Source organism: Paraburkholderia caribensis (assembly GCF_002902945.1).
Taxonomy (GTDB): domain Bacteria; phylum Pseudomonadota; class Gammaproteobacteria; order Burkholderiales; family Burkholderiaceae; genus Paraburkholderia; species Paraburkholderia caribensis.
The window spans coordinates 924,402-942,508 of sequence record NZ_CP026101.1 but is presented as its reverse complement, the minus strand read 5'-3'; the positions used below and the strand labels follow the sequence as shown (position 1 = coordinate 942,508).

General features: G+C 62.1%; 16 protein-coding genes and 1 other RNA gene. 6 read left to right on the top strand and 11 right to left on the bottom strand.

What is annotated here, in order from left to right; all coding sequences use genetic code 11:
- Positions 1–16: 16 nt before the first annotated feature.
- From rpsA to gyrA, 9 genes are all read right to left on the bottom strand, one after another.
- Positions 17–1,747, bottom strand: coding sequence for a 30S ribosomal protein S1 (gene rpsA, locus C2L66_RS04175; RefSeq protein WP_054934080.1), 1,731 nt, complete (start codon positions 1,745–1,747; stop codon positions 17–19).
- 149 nt (positions 1,748–1,896) lie between these two features.
- The gene (cmk, locus tag C2L66_RS04170; protein WP_054934079.1) at positions 1,897–2,583 is read right to left on the bottom strand and encodes a (d)CMP kinase; all 687 of its coding nucleotides are present in this window, start codon (positions 2,581–2,583) and stop codon (positions 1,897–1,899) included.
- 47 nt (positions 2,584–2,630) lie between these two features.
- Entirely contained in the window at positions 2,631–3,935 is a 1,305-nt protein-coding gene (gene aroA, locus C2L66_RS04165; RefSeq protein WP_060601815.1) for a 3-phosphoshikimate 1-carboxyvinyltransferase, read from the bottom strand.
- A gap of 18 nt (positions 3,936–3,953) precedes the next feature.
- Positions 3,954–4,916: a prephenate dehydrogenase gene (locus C2L66_RS04160; protein ID WP_060601817.1), complete on the bottom strand. Its 963-nt coding sequence runs from the start codon at positions 4,914–4,916 to the stop codon at positions 3,954–3,956.
- Positions 4,917–4,967: 51 nt separating this feature from the next.
- Positions 4,968–6,080, bottom strand: a complete 1,113-nt coding sequence (gene hisC, locus C2L66_RS04155) for a histidinol-phosphate transaminase (RefSeq protein WP_054934076.1) — start codon at positions 6,078–6,080, stop codon at positions 4,968–4,970.
- Positions 6,081–6,151: 71 nt separating this feature from the next.
- A complete protein-coding gene (gene pheA, locus C2L66_RS04150) occupies positions 6,152–7,234 on the bottom strand; it encodes a prephenate dehydratase (RefSeq protein ID WP_060601820.1) in 1,083 nt (360 codons plus the stop codon).
- A 72-nt stretch (positions 7,235–7,306) separates the two neighbouring features.
- Positions 7,307–8,389, bottom strand: a complete 1,083-nt coding sequence (gene serC / locus C2L66_RS04145; protein ID WP_035990040.1) for a 3-phosphoserine/phosphohydroxythreonine transaminase — start codon at positions 8,387–8,389, stop codon at positions 7,307–7,309.
- Positions 8,390–8,601: 212 nt separating this feature from the next.
- The gene (locus C2L66_RS04140; RefSeq protein ID WP_054934074.1) at positions 8,602–9,207 is read right to left on the bottom strand and encodes a DUF2059 domain-containing protein; all 606 of its coding nucleotides are present in this window, start codon (positions 9,205–9,207) and stop codon (positions 8,602–8,604) included.
- A 116-nt stretch (positions 9,208–9,323) separates the two neighbouring features.
- Positions 9,324–11,951, bottom strand: coding sequence for a DNA gyrase subunit A (gene gyrA, locus C2L66_RS04135; protein ID WP_082434013.1), 2,628 nt, complete (start codon positions 11,949–11,951; stop codon positions 9,324–9,326).
- Between the two features lie 502 nt (positions 11,952–12,453).
- Here gyrA and ompA point away from each other — a divergent pair.
- The 5 genes from ompA (at position 12,454) to C2L66_RS04110 (ending at position 15,745) form a co-directional block, all read left to right on the top strand.
- The gene (gene ompA / locus C2L66_RS04130) at positions 12,454–13,104 is read left to right on the top strand and encodes an outer membrane protein OmpA (protein WP_007576432.1); all 651 of its coding nucleotides are present in this window, start codon (positions 12,454–12,456) and stop codon (positions 13,102–13,104) included.
- Between the two features lie 195 nt (positions 13,105–13,299).
- Positions 13,300–13,998, top strand: coding sequence for a bifunctional 2-polyprenyl-6-hydroxyphenol methylase/3-demethylubiquinol 3-O-methyltransferase UbiG (ubiG, locus tag C2L66_RS04125; protein ID WP_054934072.1), 699 nt, complete (start codon positions 13,300–13,302; stop codon positions 13,996–13,998).
- Between the two features lie 16 nt (positions 13,999–14,014).
- Positions 14,015–14,728, top strand: a complete 714-nt coding sequence (locus tag C2L66_RS04120) for an HAD family hydrolase (RefSeq protein WP_060601823.1) — start codon at positions 14,015–14,017, stop codon at positions 14,726–14,728.
- A gap of 108 nt (positions 14,729–14,836) precedes the next feature.
- Positions 14,837–15,206: a transfer-messenger RNA gene (ssrA, locus tag C2L66_RS04115) on the top strand.
- Positions 15,207–15,493: 287 nt separating this feature from the next.
- Complete coding sequence (locus tag C2L66_RS04110; RefSeq protein WP_054934070.1) at positions 15,494–15,745, top strand: PAAR domain-containing protein; 252 nt, start codon at positions 15,494–15,496, stop codon at positions 15,743–15,745.
- A gap of 101 nt (positions 15,746–15,846) precedes the next feature.
- Here the strand turns inward: C2L66_RS04110 and C2L66_RS04105 are convergent, their stop codons facing one another.
- Positions 15,847–16,974, bottom strand: coding sequence for a glycosyltransferase family 4 protein (locus tag C2L66_RS04105; protein WP_060601825.1), 1,128 nt, complete (start codon positions 16,972–16,974; stop codon positions 15,847–15,849).
- A 378-nt stretch (positions 16,975–17,352) separates the two neighbouring features.
- Here C2L66_RS04105 and C2L66_RS04100 point away from each other — a divergent pair, with 378 nt between their 5' ends.
- A complete protein-coding gene (locus C2L66_RS04100; protein WP_054934068.1) occupies positions 17,353–17,712 on the top strand; it encodes a COG4315 family predicted lipoprotein in 360 nt (119 codons plus the stop codon).
- 60 nt (positions 17,713–17,772) lie between these two features.
- Here the strand turns inward: C2L66_RS04100 and C2L66_RS04095 are convergent, their stop codons facing one another.
- Entirely contained in the window at positions 17,773–18,039 is a 267-nt protein-coding gene (locus C2L66_RS04095; RefSeq protein ID WP_054934067.1) for a hypothetical protein, read from the bottom strand.
- Between the last annotated feature and the right edge of the window lie 68 nt (positions 18,040–18,107).

The following is an 18,107-nucleotide window of genomic DNA, read 5'->3' as shown; positions in this document are numbered from 1 at the left end:
GCAGACCCCTTAAGGCTTACTGGTTCTGGCCGTCGAGCTTGGCCTTCAGCAGCGCGCCCAGGTTCGTCGTGCCGCTGGCTGCCGAGCTGGTGTCAGCTGCCAGGCCGCGAATCGCTTCCTGTTGCTCAGCCGAATCCTTGGCCTTGATCGACAGGTTGATGCCACGCGACTTGCGGTCGATGTTGATGATCATCGCATTGACCTTGTCGCCTTCCTTCAGCACGTTGCGAGCGTCTTCCACGCGGTCTTGTGCGATTTCCGAAGCGCGCAGGTAGCCTTCGACGTCCGCCGTCAGCTGAACCACTGCACCCTTCGCGTCAACCGTCTTGACCACGCCGTCAACGATCGAACCCTTGTCGTTCATGGCAACGAAGTTGCTGAACGGGTCGCCTTCGAGCTGCTTGATACCCAGCGAAATACGTTCCTTCTCGACGTCGATGCCGAGAACGATCGCTTCCACTTCGTCGCCCTTCTTGTACTTGCGAACAGCTTCTTCGCCCGTTTCCGACCACGACAGGTCAGACAGGTGAACCAGACCGTCGATGCCGCCAGGCAGACCGATGAACACGCCGAAGTCGGTGATCGACTTGATTGCGCCCTGAATCTTGTCGCCCTTCTTGAAGTTGCGGCTGAAGTCGTCCCACGGGTTCGGCTTGCATTGCTTCATGCCGAGGCTGATACGGCGGCGGTCTTCGTCGATTTCGAGAACCATGACTTCGACTTCGTCGCCCAGCTGGACAACCTTCGACGGCGCAACGTTCTTGTTCGTCCAGTCCATTTCCGACACGTGGACGAGGCCTTCGATGCCCGACTCGACTTCAACGAACGCGCCGTAGTCGGTGATGTTCGTGACCTTCCCGAACAGACGCGTGCCCGACGGGTAACGGCGCGAGATGCCTTCCCACGGATCGTCGCCCAGTTGCTTGATACCGAGCGAAACGCGGTTCTTTTCCTGGTCGAACTTGAGGATCTTTGCCGTGACTTCCTGGCCAACCGACAGCACTTCCGACGGGTGACGCACGCGACGCCATGCGATGTCGGTGATGTGCAACAGGCCGTCGATACCGCCGAGGTCCACGAACGCGCCGTAGTCGGTGATGTTCTTGACCACGCCTTCGACGATCGCGCCTTCCTTCAGCGTTTCGAGCAGCTTTGCGCGCTCTTCGCCTTGCGTCGCTTCGATGACAGCGCGGCGCGACAGCACGACGTTGTTACGCTTGCGGTCCAGCTTGATGACGCGGAATTCCAGCGTCTTGCCTTCGTACGGCGTCGTGTCCTTGACAGGGCGCGTGTCGACCAGCGAGCCCGGCAGGAATGCGCGAATGCCGTTGACCATGACAGTCATGCCGCCCTTGACCTTGCCCGTGATGGTGCCCGTCACGAGTTCGTTGTTGTCGAGGGCCTTTTCCAGCGACAGCCACGAAGCCAGACGCTTCGCCTTGTCGCGCGACAGGATGGTGTCGCCGTAGCCGTTTTCCAGCGCGTCGATCGCGACGGAAACGAAGTCGCCCGCCTGCACTTCTACCTCGCCCGCGTCATTCAGGAACTCTTCGAGCGGGATGTAGGCTTCGGACTTGAGACCAGCGTTGACGACCACGAAGTTGTGGTCGACACGCACGACTTCGGCGGAGATCACTTCGCCGGCGCGCATGTCTTGCTTGGTCAGCGACTCTTCGAACAGAGCCGCAAAAGATTCGGTATTCGGGGTAGAGGTTTGCAGGTCGGACATAAAAATCTGAATTTGCATGGTTCTCGCAGCGTCAGGTGAACCACCACGGTTCATCACTACGGCAAAGGAGCGAAAGCCATACGGGGTTAAGGGTTAAACAATCGCTTCGTGTTTGCTCACGAGGCACCTACACAACAACAAAAACACTTCGATGCGAGATCCCGTGTTCAGCTTTGCGGGACCAGCGCCTTGTACCACTGCGTCACCTGTTCGACCGCCTGGTCGATCGACAATGCCGAGGTATCGAGGAGCTGCGCATCCGCTGCAGGCTTGAGCGGCGCGGCTGCGCGCTTGCTGTCGCGCTCGTCGCGTTCACGCAAATCCCGGAGCAAGTCATCCATATTAGCAGAAAATCCTTTTTGGATCAATTGCTTATGCCGGCGGGCCGCGCGAGCCTCGACGCTGGCCGTCAAAAACACCTTCAGGACCGCGTCGGGAAAGATCACCGTGCCCATGTCGCGGCCGTCCGCGACGAGGCCCGGCTGCTTGCGAAAGGCCCGTTGACGGGCCACCAGGGCAGCTCTGACGGGCGCATGAACGGCGATCGCCGACGCCCGGTTGCCGACTTCCTCGGCGCGGATGTCGGTGGATACGTCGACGCCATCCAGTTGCGCAATGCCCTCGCGGAAGGTGATATGAAGTTCGCCGATCAGTTTTGCAAGGGCGTCCGCGTCGTCGGCGGCGATGTCGTAGCGCATGCTGGCGAGCGCGGCGAGCCGGTACAGCGCACCACTGTCCAGCAGGTGAAAGCCGAGTTCGGCGGCCACCACGGCGGCCACGGTGCCTTTGCCGGATGCGGTCGGGCCGTCGATCGTGATGACGGGGGTCTGGTGAAAGGGACGGGTCGGTTTCATCGAGAAAGTCGCCCGTCGGAACAGGCAGCGAATGTTGTCAAGACGGGTCAGGGTTGGGCGAGCGCGAGGAAGCGTTCGAAGTAATCGGGAAACGTCTTGCCGACGCATTTCGGATCGTTGATCCGCACGGGCACGCCGCCCAGGCTCACGAGCGAGAAACACATCGCCATGCGGTGATCGTCGTAAGTGTCGATTGCAGCGTTCGGCGTCAGCGTTTCAGGCGGCGTGACGACCAGGAAATCCTCGCCCTCCTGCACCTTCGCGCCCACTTTGCGGAGTTCGGTCGCCATCGCGGCGATACGGTCGGTTTCCTTCACGCGCCAGCTTGCGATGTTGCGCAGCGTGGACGTGCCGTCGGCGAACAGCGCAGCGACGGCGATCGTCATGGCCGCGTCGGGAATCAGGTTGAAGTCCATGTCGATGGGATCGAGCTTGCCGTGGTCGTTGCCGACGCCGCGCACTTCGATCCAGTCGTCGCCCATCGTGACGTTCGCGCCCATCTTCATCAGCGCCGTCGCGAACCCGACGTCGCCCTGGATGCTCGCGCGCCCCACGCCTTCGACACGCAGCGGCCCGCCGCCCAGCGCGCCTGCCGCGAGGAAATACGAGGCGGACGACGCGTCGCCTTCGACCATGATCTTGCCCGGCGACTGGTAGCGCACGCCGTTGGGAATCGTGAAGCGCTCCCAGCCGAACCGTTCGACCTTGATGCCAAAGCGCGCCATCAACGCGATCGTGATCTCGATATATGGCTTTGAAATCAGTTCGCCCGCCACTTCGACGATCGTCTCGCCGCTTTCCGTCTTGACGAGCGGCAGCGTCATCAGGAGCGCCGTCAGGAACTGGCTGGACACGTCGCCGCGCACGCGGATGGGCGCATCGACGGAAATCTGCGCCGGACGGATGCGCAGCGGCGGAAAGCCTTCGTTCTCTTCGTAATCGATCTTCGCGCCGATCTGCCGCAGCCCGTCGACCAGATCGCCGATGGGCCGCTCGTGCATGCGCGGCACGCCGTGAATCCGGTAGTCGCCGCCGTTCACCGCGAGCGCTGCCGTCAGGGGCCGCACCGCCGTGCCCGCGTTGCCGAGGAAAAGATCTGCGCGCGCCGCGGGGAGCGCGCCGCGCGTGCCCGTCACGACGCACGTGTCGCCGTCGCGCTTGACCTTCACGCCGAGCTTTTCGAGCGCGTCGAGCATCACGCGGGTGTCGTCGGAATCGAGCAGATTGGTAATCGTCGTCTCGCCCTCGGACAAGGCCGCGAGCAGCAGCACGCGGTTCGAGATGCTCTTCGAGCCGGGCAGACGGACGGTGCCGGACGCGCCGGAAAAAGGTCCGAGATCGAGATGTTCCATGTGAATTCCAATGTCCAGTTATTTCGACGCGTCGTCGGTTGCGCAGCGTTCGGGCGACGCTTTTTGCGTGGGCGTGGCACGTTCCTGCCATTCGCTGCGCGCCGCGCGCGATCGGGCGAACACAGCTTCGAGCGTGGCGCCGTCGCCGGCTTCGATCGCGCTGCGCAGGCCCGCCAGCACGGCCGTGTAGGCGTCGATCTCGTCGAGCAGCGCCGCGCGGTTCGCCACGCAGACGTCGCGCCACATTTCCGGGCTCGACGCGGCAATCCGCGTGAAGTCGCGGAATCCGCCCGCCGCGAAGGAAAATTTGAGCGCGGCGTCGGATGAATTGAGAATTTGCTCAACCAGCGCGAACGACAACACGTGCGGCAAATGGCTGACTGATGCGAACACGCGGTCGTGCTGCTCGGGCGGCATTGCGTGCACGCTGGCGCCCGTCGCGCGCCACATCGCGGCAATACGGTCGACGGATGCTTGCGCGTTCTCCGGCAACGCGCACAGCACGACGTTCCGGTTCACGTACAGGTCGGGCAACGCGGCGTCGACACCGCTCGATTCGCGGCCCGCAATCGGATGACCGGGCACGAACTGGCCGATCCGCTCGCCCAGCGCCGCGCGTGCCGCCGCAACGACGTCCGACTTCGTGCTGCCAGCGTCGGTGACGATGGTTGAAGGGTCGAGAAACGGCGCGATGCGTTCGAGCAACGGCTGCGTCTGGGCGACAGGCGCAGCCAGCAGCACCACGTCGGCGCCTTTCAACGCAGCGCGCAGCGCGGTGTCGTCGGCGAGCGAGGCGCTCGCGTCGATCACGCCCAGTTCGAGCGCGCGCTCAGTCGAAGCCGCCGTCCGCCCCACGCCGATCACGCGCCGCTCGCCGCCCGCGTCGCCGCGTTCGCGCAACGCGCGCGCAAGCGATCCGCCGATCAGCCCGACGCCGAAAATCACCAGTTTGTCGAAAGAGAACGCTGCCACGTCAGTCACAGAAAAAACGCGCCTCGCTTTTTTCGAGGCGCGCGGATTGCATTGATACGCTCAAGCCGTTGCCAGCGTCTTTTCAAGCGCCGCGATGAATGCCTCGTTTTCCTCCGGCAGGCCGATCGTCACGCGCAGCCACTGCGGCAGGCCGTAGTTGCCCACCGGCCGCACGATCACGCCCTGCTTCAGCAGTTCGAGATTCACACGGTTACCGGCGCCGTCGTCGTTGCCGACGCGCACCAGCACGAAGTTGCCGTGCGACGGCACGTATTCGAGACCGAGCTTGTCGAACGCTTGCGTCAGGCGGCGATAGCCTTGCGCATTCAGTTCGGCGCTCTTTTCCAGGAATGGCTTGTCGTTGAGCGCGGCGATCGCGGCCGCTTGCGCGAGCGTGTTCACATTGAACGGCTGACGCAGACGGTTCATCAGATCGGTTAGTTCCGGCTGCGCGATGGCGAAGCCGACGCGCAGACCGGCGAGGCCGAATGCCTTCGAGAACGTGCGCGACACCAGCAGGTTCGGATAACGGCGCACCCAGGCGATCGAGTCGTAGCGCTTGTCGGCGCTCAGATATTCCGTGTACGCCTCGTCGAGCACCACGGCGACGTGGCGCGGCACCTTCGACAGAAACGCTTCGATCGTCGCGCCGTCGATGAATGTGCCCGTCGGATTGTTCGGGTTCGCGACGAAAACGAGGCGCGTGTCGTCGCTGATGGCGGCCAGCATCGCATCGAGATCGTGGCCGTACTTCACGGCGGGCACGACGATCGCGCGTGCGCCGAGGCCCTGCGTCGCCAGTGCGTACACGGCGAACGAGTACTGCGCATAGACGACCGACTGGTTCTTCTCGACGAACGCATGCGCTGCCAGTTCCAGAATGTCGTTGCTGCCGTTGCCAAGCGTGATCCAGTCAGCAGGCACGTCGTATTGCGCGGACAGCGCGGCCTTCAGTTCGAACGCATTCGCGTCCGGATAGCGGCCGAGTTCGCTCGCCGCCTGCGCCATCGCCGTCTTCGCGGACTCCGGCATGCCGAGCGGATTCTCGTTCGACGCGAGCTTCACGATACGCGCTTCGTCCAGCCCAAATTCGCGCGCGACTTCCGAAATCGGCTTGCCAGCCACATAAGGCGCGATCGCGCGAACATAAGACGGACCGAAAGACGTTGTCATGTGTATCTCCGGATAATTCCTGGGCTTGCTTACTGGTTGCGAAATAGTTGCGAAACGCGATGTCGGACGAATCAGCGGGCGCGCGGATACGAGCCGAGAATTTTCAGGAAGTCTGCTTTCCGGCCGAGATCGGCGAGCGCGGCCGAAACGGGCGCGTCGTCACGATGGCCTTCGACGTCGATGTAGAAGTAATACTCCCACGTGCCGACGCGCGCCGGACGCGACTCGAAACGCGTCATCGACACGCCGTGGCGCGCGAGCGGTTCGAGCAGCTTGAACATCGCACCCGGCTCGTTCGCGACGGATACGATCAGCGAGGTCTTGTCATAGCCGCTCGCGCCCGTCGGCTGCTTGCCGATCATCACGAAACGCGTGCGGTTATGCGGGTCGTCCTGGATCAGCGCGTACGCGACCTGCAGACCGTACTGCGTCGCGGCCCGGTCGCCCGCGATTGCCGCGATGGTCGGATCTTCCGCCGCCATGCGCGCGGCTTCGGCATTGCTCGACACGGCCTGGCGCTCCAGATGCGGCGCGTGCGTGGCCAGCCAGCGCTGACACTGGGCGAGCGCCTGCGCGTGCGCGCACACGCGCGTCACGCCCGCCAGGCCGCCGTTGAGCGTGAGCAGATTGTGATGGATAGGCAACGCGAGTTCGCCGCCGATCAGCAGTTGCGTTTGCAGCAGCAGATCGAGCGTGCGCGACACCGCGCCTTCCGTCGAATTCTCGATCGGCACGACGCCGAATTCCGCTCCGCCCGCTTCGACCGAGCGAAACACTTCGTCGATCGACGAACACGGCAAGCCTTCGATCGACTGACCGAAGTACTCGTGCATCGCCTGTTCGCTATACGTGCCGGCCGGCCCGAGGTACGCGGCCGTGATGTTCTTCTCCAGCGCGCGGCTCGCGGCCATGATTTCGCGCCAGATCGCGCTGATGTGCTCGCCTGCGAGCGGCCCTTCGCTCATGTCCTGCAGACGGGCAATCACCTGCTGCTCGCGCTCCGGACGAAACACGGGCGCGTTGAAGTGCTTCTTGACCTCGCCGACTTCGAGTGCGACCGCCGCGCGCTGATTCAGCAGCGCGATGAGCTGCGCGTCGATCGCGTCGATGCGTTCGCGCAGCGGTTTGAGTTGAGAATTGAGTTCGTCGTCCATGCTTCTAAAGGACCGCTACGAGTCCTGTATGGGGCCAGTTCGGAGAAGATGCGCGCGCTGCGACGGGAATGATCACGCGCTGCGCTGTTCGAATTCCCTCATGTACTCGACAAGCGCTTTGACGCCTTCGAGCGGCACCGCGTTGTAAATCGACGCCCGCATGCCGCCGACGGACTTGTGGCCCTTCAGCTGCACCAGCCCGCGCGCTTTCGCGCCGGCCAGGAAATCTTCATTGCGCGACTCGTCGGCGAGGAAGAACGGTACGTTCATCCGCGACCGCGCGTTGCGCTCTACCTTGTTCAGATAGAAGCTCGATGAATCGATCGTGTCGTACAGCAGCTTCGCCTTTTCGACGTTGCGTGCCTCGATCGCGGTCAACCCGCCCTGCTTCTTCAGCCACTTGAACACCAGCCCTGCGATGTAGATCGCATAAGTGGGCGGCGTGTTGTACATCGAATTGTTCAGCGCGACCGTCTTCCATTCGAATGCCGACGGACACACGGTCATCGAACGGTCCAGCAGATCCTCGCGCACGATCACGACGGTCACGCCCGCCATGCCGATATTCTTCTGCGCGCCGCCGAACAGCACGCCATATTTGGCGATGTCCATCGGGCGCGACAGGATATGCGACGACGCGTCGGCAACGAGCGGAATATCGCCGAGATCGGGAATTTCAAACGTCTCGACGCCGTGGATCGTTTCGTTCGTGCAAAGGTGCACGTAGGCGGGATCGTCGGACAGGTTCCACTCGGCGCGCGCCGGCGCGCGGGTGAAGCCTTCGGCCGTTTCGCCGCTCGCCGCGATATGCGCCGCGCCGTATTTCTGAGCTTCCTTGAACGACTTCTGCGACCAGGAGCCGGTCACGACGAAGTCCGCGCGCGCCTTGCGGCCCATCAGGTTCATCGGCACGATTGCGTTTTCGCCGAGCCCGCCGCCTTGCAGGAAGAGAATCTGATGGCTCGCGGGCACCTGCAGCAAGTCGCGCAGATCGGTCAGCGCCTCTTCATGGATTGCCATGAACTCTTTGCCGCGATGGCTCATTTCCATCACGCTCATGCCGCTGCCGCGCCAATCAAGCATTTCGTCGGCTGCCTGACGCAGCACTTCTTCGGGCATGGCCGCAGGACCGGCGGAGAAATTGAAGACGCGCATCGTGAGAACCCTGGGAAGCAGGCACGCGGCATGGGAAAGAGCCGAAAACCGCGCCTGAAAGAAAATGGCCGTCTGCGCGCAAGCGCAAACGGCCATTATCGCATTGACGCTCGAAACCCGCCAAACCCCGGCGTTTCAAGGGAATTAACGCCTTCCCTCTCACATCACCCGTGGCAGGCGCATCGCGCGCCGTTCAGCCTCGTTCGACCTGCTTACTTCGCCGGCTTGACGGAAGCGACTTCCTTGTCAGCCTGATCGCGCGTTGCCTTGATCGATTGCGGCATGTACTTCTGCATCAGACCGTTCACGACGTCGCGGCCAACCTGGTCTTGAACCTGGATGAACTTGCGGCCCGTCGGGCTCTTGTAGAACGCGGTCAGATCGTTGATTTCCTGCGTGCTGTAGTACTTCGCATAAGCGTCGTATTGAGCTTGCATCGCGTCCTGCTTGAATGCGTCCGTTGCGAAAACCTGACCTGCCGAGTCAACCAGCTTCGGCACGGCATTCTTCTGCAGCGACGGAACGGAAGCCTGCTTTTGCTTGTCCGTCATCGTCTTGTTTTCCGACAGCGCGTCCGACAGGATGGCCGGGACCAGCTGCTTTGCCTGCATCTGCGCGCTATTGCCGATTGCGCCGACCAGCTTCTGTGCGTCGATCGCGTCGAGCAGATTCTTGATGGCAGCCTGCTTCGCCGGGTCGACGGGGGCCGCAGCTGCCGGGGCAGCCGGAGCCGGCTGCTGGGTTTGCAGCGCTTGCGCCATCGCGAGGGTCGGGACGAAAGCGGCCAGAACCATCAACTGCTTGAAACGTTTTTGCATCACTACTCCCTAAGAGAAATTAACCTAACTGCTTCGCCGCGCAGGCGGCGCATCGGCCCGATGCGCTCAACATGCCCGCGCGGCTTTACGCATTACTTGAGAAGCTTCGCTACAGATTACGACGCTTCGTTATCGTCGCCGCCCGCTTCGTCCGCAGGCGCGTCGGCGTCGCCGTCCACGTCTGCTTCCGCTTCAGCAACCTGCTGCAGACCGGAAAGCTTGGTGCCTTCATCAAGGCTGATGAGTGTAACACCTTGCGTAGCGCGGCCCATTTCTCGAATTTCCGACACACGCGTGCGGATCAGCACGCCCGTATTCGTGATCAGCATGATCTGCGCGTCCGCGTCGACCAGCGTCGCGGCGACCACCTTGCCGTTACGCTCGGACGTCTGAATCGCGATCATGCCCTTCGTGCCGCGGCCGTGGCGCGTGTATTCCGTGATCGGGGTGCGCTTGCCGTAGCCGTTTTCCGTGGCCGTCAGCACCGACTCCTGTTCGTCGCCCGCGACGAGCAGCGCAATCACCTGCTGACCGTCTTCGAGCTGCATGCCACGCACGCCGCGCGCTTCACGGCCCATCGGACGAACGTCGTTCTCGTCGAAGCGCACAGCCTTGCCCGAATCCGAGAACAGCATCACGTCATGCTCGCCGTCGGTGATCGCCGCGCCGATCAGGTAATCACCGTCGTCCAGACCGACCGCGATGATGCCCTTCTTCAACGGGCGGCTGAATGCTTCAAGCGGCGTCTTCTTGACCGTGCCCAGCGCCGTCGCCATGAAAACGAACTTGTCAGCCGAAAATTCCTTGACGGGCAGCACGACGGTGATCTTCTCGCCGTCCTGCAGCGGGAACATGTTGACGATCGGGCGGCCGCGGGAATTGCGCGAACCTTGCGGCACCTCGTACACCTTCAGCCAGTAAACGCGGCCGCGGTTCGAGAAGCACAGGATGTGGTCATGCGTGTTCGCGATGAAGAGCGTGTCGATCCAGTCGTCTTCCTTCATCTGGGTCGCCTGCTTGCCGCGACCTCCGCGCTTCTGGGCGCGATATTCGGACAACGGCTGCGATTTCACATAACCGGAGTGCGACATCGTCACGACCATGTCTTGCGGCGTGATGAGGTCTTCGGTGTTCAGCTCAGTCGCGTTCATCTCGATCCGCGAACGGCGTTCGTCGCCAAATTCGCTCTTGATCGATGTGAGTTCGTCGAAGATGATCGAAGTTATGCGCTCGGGACGGGCCAGGATATCCAGCAGGTCGGCGATTTGCGCCATCACGTCGCGGTACTCGCCGAGGATCTTGTCCTGCTCGAGACCCGTCAGGCGTTGCAGGCGCATCTGCAGAATTTCTTGCGCCTGCGTGTCCGACAGACGATAAAGCCCGTCGGGCTGCATGCCGTACGCCGGATTCAGGCCTTCCGGCCGGTACGCAGTGCGGCCGCCCGACGACGCGTTGTCCGTCTCCGCGCGTTGCAGCATTTCCCGCACGATCGACGAATCCCACGAGCGGTCCATCAACTCCTGCTTCGCGATAGGCGGCGTCGGCGCGGCCTTGATGATCGCGATGAAATCGTCGATGTTGGCAAGCGCAACCGCGAGACCTTCGAGCACATGGCCGCGTTCGCGGGCCTTGCGCAGTTCGTATACGGTGCGCCGCGTCAGGACTTCGCGTCGGTGCGACAGGAAATGCGACAGCATTTCCTTCAGGTTCAGCAGCTTCGGCTGACCGTCGACCAGCGCGACCATGTTCATGCCGAACGTGTCCTGGAGCTGCGTCGCCTTGTAGAGATTGTTGAGAATCACCTCAGGTACTTCGCCGCGCTTCAGCTCGATCACGACGCGCATGCCGCTCTTGTCGGATTCGTCGCGAATGTCCGAGATGCCTTCCAGCTTTTTCTCATTCACGAGCTCGGCGATCCGCTCGAGCAGCGAACGCTTGTTCACCTGATACGGCAGTTCGTCGACGATGATCGCCATGCGCTGGCCGCGATCGATCTCTTCGAAGTGCGTGGCCGCGCGCATCACGACGCGCCCGCGCCCCGTGCGGTAGCCGTCGCGCACGCCGGCGACGCCATAGATGATGCCTGCCGTCGGAAAATCCGGCGCCGGCACGATCTCGATCAGCTCGTCGATCGTCGCTTCGGGATTCTTCAGCAGGTGATGGCAGGCGTCGACGATTTCGGTCAGATTGTGCGGCGGGATGTTCGTCGCCATGCCGACGGCAATGCCCGACGAGCCGTTGATCAGCAGGTTCGGAATGCGCGCGGGCAGAATGGTCGGCTCGTTTTCGCTGCCGTCGTAGTTCGGCTGGAAGTCGACCGTTTCCTTGTCGATGTCGGCGAGCAGTTCATGGCCGATCTTGGCCATGCGGATTTCGGTGTAACGCATCGCCGCGGCGTTGTCGCCGTCGACCGATCCGAAATTGCCTTGTCCGTCGACGAGCATGTAGCGCAGCGAAAAGTCCTGCGCCATGCGGACGATCGTGTCGTATACGGCCGAATCGCCGTGCGGGTGGTACTTACCGATCACATCGCCGACGATACGCGCCGACTTCTTGTACGCCCGGTTCCAGTCGTTGTTCAGTTCGTGCATGGCGTACAGCACGCGCCGGTGAACCGGCTTGAGACCATCGCGGACATCGGGAAGCGCGCGCCCTACAATCACGCTCATTGCGTACTCGATATACGAGCGGCGCATTTCCTCCTCTAGGGAGATTGGTAGAGTCTCTTTGGCGAATTGATCCATTGTCCGTATCGTTTACGCGCGAAGACGATGAGGGAAACGCGTTCTTCACCCCACCGCTTGGGCCTACCCCTATGCATCTGCGAGCGCAGCGCATCACGCGATTCTACCATGCACCGCATCCGCTCCCGGCGACATGCGTATACCTATTAGTGGGACGCGCGAAAACGGCACCTGGAAGCGCCTCGCACGCGTGGTGACCAGGCCCGAAAAATGCTCCCTCGCAAGCCGCCCGAAACCGCCTCCGGCGGGCTCTTGACGAACTTGACACCTTTTGTTGCGCATGCACCACATTCGACCGGGCGTATGAATAGGGGGCGGATTTTTTTATCGTCGGAAGGGAACGATATGGCAAAATGCCAACGCACAAAGTTAGACACTGCTCGAAGTCTACGCACAGCGTCTTTTGTTCCGCACCGATGTTATACTTCGAGCAATGTATGACTGGTCTTTGTCAACAGGCTCGCAGTAAACCTGCGGTAATCTCAATTTCGAGAGGAGAAATATGAATAAACTTTCAAAGCTCGCGTTCATTGCAGCTACCGCAGTTATGGCTGCATCCGCTATGGCACAGTCGGTGCCGGCGTCGCGACAAGCCACGAATGACAACTGGGTGAACGGCACCGGCGAATACGTGTGGATGAACGGCACGAATGAGCTTTGCTGGCGCGACGCGTTCTGGACGCCGGCAACGGCTAACGCAAAGTGCGATGGCGCACTGGTCGCACAAGCACCGACGCCGCCGGCACCTCCGGCACCGGTCGCTCCGGCCATCACCAGCCAGAAGATCACGTATCAAGCTGACACGCTGTTCGACTTCGACAAGGCAATTCTGAAGCCGGCTGGCAAGGAAAAGCTGGACGATCTCGCATCGAAGATTCAAGGCCTGAACCTGGAAGTCGTCGTGGCCACGGGCTACACCGACCGCATCGGTTCGGACAAGTACAACGACCGTCTGTCGCTGCGCCGTGCACAAGCTGTCAAGGCATACCTCGTCAGCAAGGGCATCGAAGCCAACCGTATCTACACGGAAGGCAAGGGCAAGCGCAACCCGGTCACGACGGGCTGCAACCAGAAGAACCGCAAGCAACTCATCGCCTGCCTCGCACCGGATCGTCGCGTGGAAGTCGAAGTTGTCGGTACTTCGAAGCAGTAAGCTACAAAACAGCGCAGTATCTAAAGCCCCGCTTCGGCGGGGCTTTTTTTATGCCCCACCCGCGCGCGGCCTCACGGTGCGCGCGACGGCGCACAGCAAGCGCGACCCGGCGCGTTTTGCCGCCCCATGCGCAGCCCTATATACTCAGGGTTTCTCCGATCCACCCGCCTTCCCGCCCTCAAGGCCGCATCCGTCATGACCAATGCCGATCCCCACGAACTGCAGAAATTCAGCGATCTCGCGCATCGCTGGTGGGACCCGAACGCCGAGTTCAAACCATTGCACGAACTGAATCCGGTGCGGCTCAACTGGATCGACGCGCACGCGCATCTCGCCGGCAAGCGCGTGCTCGATATCGGCTGCGGCGGCGGGATTCTGTCGGAGTCGATGGCGACTTTGGGCGCCGATGTGAAGGGAATCGACCTTTCCAATGAAGCTTTGGGCGTCGCGGATCTTCACAGCCTTGAAAGCGGTGTAACGGTAAATTACGAGGAGATCGCCGCAGAGGCGCTGGCCGCCCGCGAACCTGCCTCGTTCGATGTCGTCACCTGCATGGAAATGCTCGAGCACGTGCCCGATCCGTCGAAGGTCGTGGAAGCGTGCAAGACGCTCGTCAAGCCGGGCGGCTGGGTGTTCTTCTCGACGCTCAACCGCAATGTGAAGTCGTACCTGTTTGCAGTGGTTGGCGCGGAGTACATAGCGCGCATGCTGCCGAAGGGCACGCACGACTACGCCCGCTTCATCCGTCCGTCGGAGCTGGCCGGCTTCGCGCGCGCGGCGGGCCTGCACACGGTGGAAATCAAGGGCATCACCTACAACCCGCTCACGCGCCATTTCGGCGTGTCGAACGATACCGACGTCAACTACATGCTCGCGTGCCGTCGCGAAGCCTGATCCAGCGCCTACCTCAATGAGCGATCCCACGCCCCTGCCACAGCGCGAAGACGAAGAAGCATCGGTCGGTCTTTGCCAGGGCATTCTGTTCGACCTCGACGGCACGCTTGCCGACACCGCGCCCGACCTCGCCGCTGCCGTCAACAAGATGCGCCATGAGCGCGGTCTGGAGATGGTGCCGCTGGAACAGTTGCGCCCGCTCGCGTCAGCGGGTGCGCGCGGGCTGCTCGGCGGCGCCTTCGGCATCGGCCCCGACCATCACGATTACGCGTCGATGCGCGACGAGTTCCTGGCAAACTACGAAGCGGATCTCTGCATCGAAACGCTGCTGTTCCCAGGCATTGGTGACATTCTCGATGATCTCGATGCGCGCGGCGTGCGCTGGGGCATCGTGACGAACAAGGTCGCGCGGCTGACGGAGCCGCTCGTCGCCCAGCTTGGGCTGGGCGCGCGCGCGGGCTGCGTCGTGAGCGGCGATACGACACCGCATTCGAAACCCCATCCTGCGCCGCTGTTCCACGCCGCGAAGGAACTGGACCTGCCGCCGGAGCGCGTCGTCTATGTCGGCGACGATCTGCGCGATGTGCAGGCGGGCTTTGCGGCCGGCATGGTAACGGTCGCGGCGGCGTACGGGTATTGCGGCAATGACATTCCGCCGACGCAATGGCACGCCCAGCATGTCGTCAATACCACGGGCGAGTTGCATAACCTGCTGCGCGACATCAGTTGACGGACGGATTCGCCACTTACGGGCGCGCGCATTCGTTTCGCCGTGACTCGCGAGCGCCGCTACTGTAAAATGATCACGTGAGCCGCCTGCGTGGCTCATTCCTTCCGTGGGGGCGACCTGGTTTCGACAGGGGTTGCGAAGCGGCTAGGGCATGTCGAGGACCCGTCACCTCGTTAATCAATGGGAAAAACGTAACTGCAAACGACGATACGTTCGCACTGGCAGCCTAAGGGCCGCCGTCCTCTGCCTAGTTCACTGACGGGCTAGTGTCGCAAGACCGGTAGCAATACCGACAGAGGTCATATACGTCAGTTAAGCCTTGACGGCGTCACGACGTCCGGGTCGAAAATTTAGTGAATCGCCGTAGCGCAGCGTGTTCGTTCGCGTCGCTGCGGTTAAATCAAAAGACTGAACTAAACATGTAGAACTAGTCGTGGAGGACTTCTGGACGCGGGTTCGATTCCCGCCGCCTCCACCAATATTCAATACGGCGCAGCATGCCGCAGTACGAAAACCCGCACAGCGAAGCGCTCTGCGGGTTTTTTGTTGCCATCACCCGTACGCGAACACGACCTGCGCCTGCTCCATACACTGGCCAACGTCGCCCCGGCTGACGCTCTCCTCGACTCCGCATTCGTTCGCGCCCCGTTTTCGACCTTTTCTGATAGTCACTGCGGTTGACCTGACGTCAAATGGACGGCCGCCTCCGAGTCCGACGGCACGCCTTATCAGCCTAGTACAACTAACCAAACGGGAGATGCACAATTGACCCACACAGACGAACTCATCATGGCCCGCCTCGGTGACATCACCGACCACGGCGGCAAGATCGTCGAGGCGACGCCGGATCTGACCGATGAAGGTATCTCCATCGCGCTCGACGGTCACCTGGTCGCATGTCCGCGCTGCGGCGGCAAATATCCGATCATCGCTAGCGGCCGACGCCGGCACAACGGCAAGCGCATTGCCTACATCGGCGACATCACGACCTGCGGCGCGACGCTCGTCCGCCCATAACCACACGCGACATACCCTTCCCCGGCAAAAATAAAGCCCGCGGCAGCATCACGCTGCGCGGGCCTCGCGCCGCTCGCAATACGTTCGCACGGCGAAAGCGGTCACGCTGCAGCGCGCTCGTACACCTCTTCCGTTTCCTGAATGAACTTGCTGTTGCAAAACTCCCGCTCGGCTTTCGCGCGCGCGTTTCGTCCCATCGCGGGTAACTGGCTGCGGTTCGCGAGCATCGCGCGCAGCCGCGCGGTCATCGCCTGCGTGTCGCGCGGCTCGACGATCCAGCCGTCCACGTCGTCATCGACGTTCTCAGGCAAGCTGGCGTACCGCGTGACGAGCACCGGCCGGCCCATCGCCATCATCTCGCGGCAGGCAAACGAACTGCTTTCCACCGCGTGCGACACCATGAAGCCGGCATCGAACGTCGCGATGTAGTCGCGGACGTCGTCCGTAAAGCCGCTGATCAGCAGATGCTCGTCCATGTTCAGCGCTTCGATGACCTTGCGCTGCTCGTCATTGGGCTCCGTGCCGACCACCACCAGGACGATCTGTTTGCGCAAATCCTCGGGCAACGCGGCGACGGCCGCCACCATGTCCATCGTCCCCTTGTACCAGTCGAATCCGGTAATCGTGCCGACCACCAGCTTCCCGGCGTGCCTGGTCCCGAGCAGCGCGTCGCGCCTGCGCGCGGCCGCGTAGTCGTCGAAAGGCGCATAAAAATGAATGTCGACTCCGTTCGGAATCACCGACACGCCGCAATCCGCATACACGGACCCTTCAAGCAGTTGCGCTGCCGGCTTCGACACGGCGATCACATGATGCGTCGCGCGCCGCGCCTTGAGCTTCGTCATGAAGTCGCGCTTGACGCGGATCGTGTTGTGCTTGGTGTACACGCAATACGGCCGCTTGAACGAGGCGAACAGCGTCGCCAGCAGCACGAGCCGATGATCGGGCGAACCGTTCACATGAACGACATCGAAGCGCTCGCGTTCGAGCAGCGCGCGCAGTTGCCGGATCGCACCGACGAAGCGCCCGAGGTCCTTGAGCTTGGCGGGAAACTCGATCGGCAGTGCACGGATATTCGCGACGCCGCTCGCATGCTGCAACAGCCTGCTGGTTTTCGGCGCACCAACGAAGACTTCGTGACGCGCGGCCAAGGCGCGCGCAATAGTCACGACGTACGTGTCGTGACCGCCTCCACGACCAGTATGGAAGTTGGTCAGCAGTATTTTCATTCTCGGCATTCCCCGTATGCGAGGGCTTGAATTCGCCACTCGGCCCGTGTCCAGCAATGCAGGCCGGCGCAATGCAATTTGCATTGCCTCTTGATAGATCAGGGGAATTATACCGTTCGCGGTGGCCGCCCTTTTAGGCGCCCGGCGATAGCGAGAGCGTCGTCCGGCCAGAACGAAGAGAGATGAAAAAAGCCCGCGCTCGAACAAGACGGGCCCTGCTGCACACATGCACCGGTCGCATTTCGACCAACAGCGCGTGGAATAACAATGCGCGCCAACCGTTTATTCGATGCGCGCACATTCAAGGCATTTAAGACGCGCACTCACCGAACGATTGCATAAACTCCATACACAACACGTCAGAACAGGAGCCGCATCATGCGCAAGATTCTCCTTCTCATCGCCGCGCTCGCCGTGCAGCAGACCGCCTTCGCCGCGCCGCCGAAAACCATGGACGGACGTTTCGTCGACGCAGAGGGCCGCACGCTCTACACCTTCGACAAGGACACGACACCAGGCAAAAGCGCGTGCTCGGGCGGTTGCGCCGCGGCATGGCCCGCCGCCGCAGCAGCCGCCGGCGACAAGCCGTCGGGCGACTGGACCGTGATCGACGGCGCGGATGGCCAGAAACAATGGGCGTACAAAAACAAGCCACTCTACCGCTTCGCGAAGGACGAGAAGCCCGGCGACATGAAGGGGGACGGCTTCAAGGACGTATGGCACACGGCCAAGCCGTAATCCGGCCAGCCGTTTCGACGACGCACACGACGCCGAAAGGCGCCGCGTGCGTTGCGTCATTTACTGATCTTCAGGGCACTTCAGGTTGCAGCCGTTCGGATCGCCGTTGTCGCCGCGCTTGCGCAATTTCGAAGGCTTGTCGCCCTGATATTTCTTCGACGGTGCGGATGCGCCGAACGGCATCTGCGGATGCTCGTTCAGCTTGAACTCCTGGGTGAGGATACCGCCCGGCACACCCGGCGAATTCTGCGCGAAAGCAGCGGACATCGTGGCAAACAACGCGCCGGCCGTGAGGGCGGCAGCGCAAGCGGGAACGAGATATTTCATATCGAATCGGTGCGGCAGACGGGCGCCGCGCAATTGCGGCAGGATTACGAAAGCGTAGAGATTAGCGC

Excerpts from the sequence above, each read along its gene's own strand:
- rpsA (WP_054934080.1), bottom strand. The coding sequence starts at position 1,747 with ATGCAAATTCAGATTTTTATGTCCGACCTGCAAACCTCTACCCCGAAT.
- ubiG (WP_054934072.1), top strand. The coding sequence starts at position 13,300 with ATGACCAATGCCGATCCCCACGAACTGCAGAAATTCAGCGATCTCGCG.
- serC (WP_035990040.1), bottom strand. The coding sequence starts at position 8,389 with ATGCGCGTCTTCAATTTCTCCGCCGGTCCTGCGGCCATGCCCGAAGAA.
- hisC (WP_054934076.1), bottom strand. The coding sequence starts at position 6,080 with ATGACAACGTCTTTCGGTCCGTCTTATGTTCGCGCGATCGCGCCTTAT.
- C2L66_RS04095 (WP_054934067.1), bottom strand. The coding sequence starts at position 18,039 with ATGAAATATCTCGTTCCCGCTTGCGCTGCCGCCCTCACGGCCGGCGCG.
- C2L66_RS04120 (WP_060601823.1), top strand. The coding sequence starts at position 14,015 with ATGAGCGATCCCACGCCCCTGCCACAGCGCGAAGACGAAGAAGCATCG.
- ompA (WP_007576432.1), top strand. The coding sequence starts at position 12,454 with ATGAATAAACTTTCAAAGCTCGCGTTCATTGCAGCTACCGCAGTTATG.
- pheA (WP_060601820.1), bottom strand. The coding sequence starts at position 7,234 with ATGGACGACGAACTCAATTCTCAACTCAAACCGCTGCGCGAACGCATC.
- aroA (WP_060601815.1), bottom strand. The coding sequence starts at position 3,935 with ATGGAACATCTCGATCTCGGACCTTTTTCCGGCGCGTCCGGCACCGTC.
- C2L66_RS04105 (WP_060601825.1), bottom strand. The coding sequence starts at position 16,974 with ATGAAAATACTGCTGACCAACTTCCATACTGGTCGTGGAGGCGGTCAC.
- C2L66_RS04100 (WP_054934068.1), top strand. The coding sequence starts at position 17,353 with ATGCGCAAGATTCTCCTTCTCATCGCCGCGCTCGCCGTGCAGCAGACC.
- cmk (WP_054934079.1), bottom strand. The coding sequence starts at position 2,583 with ATGAAACCGACCCGTCCCTTTCACCAGACCCCCGTCATCACGATCGAC.
- C2L66_RS04140 (WP_054934074.1), bottom strand. The coding sequence starts at position 9,207 with ATGCAAAAACGTTTCAAGCAGTTGATGGTTCTGGCCGCTTTCGTCCCG.
- gyrA (WP_082434013.1), bottom strand. The coding sequence starts at position 11,951 with ATGGATCAATTCGCCAAAGAGACTCTACCAATCTCCCTAGAGGAGGAA.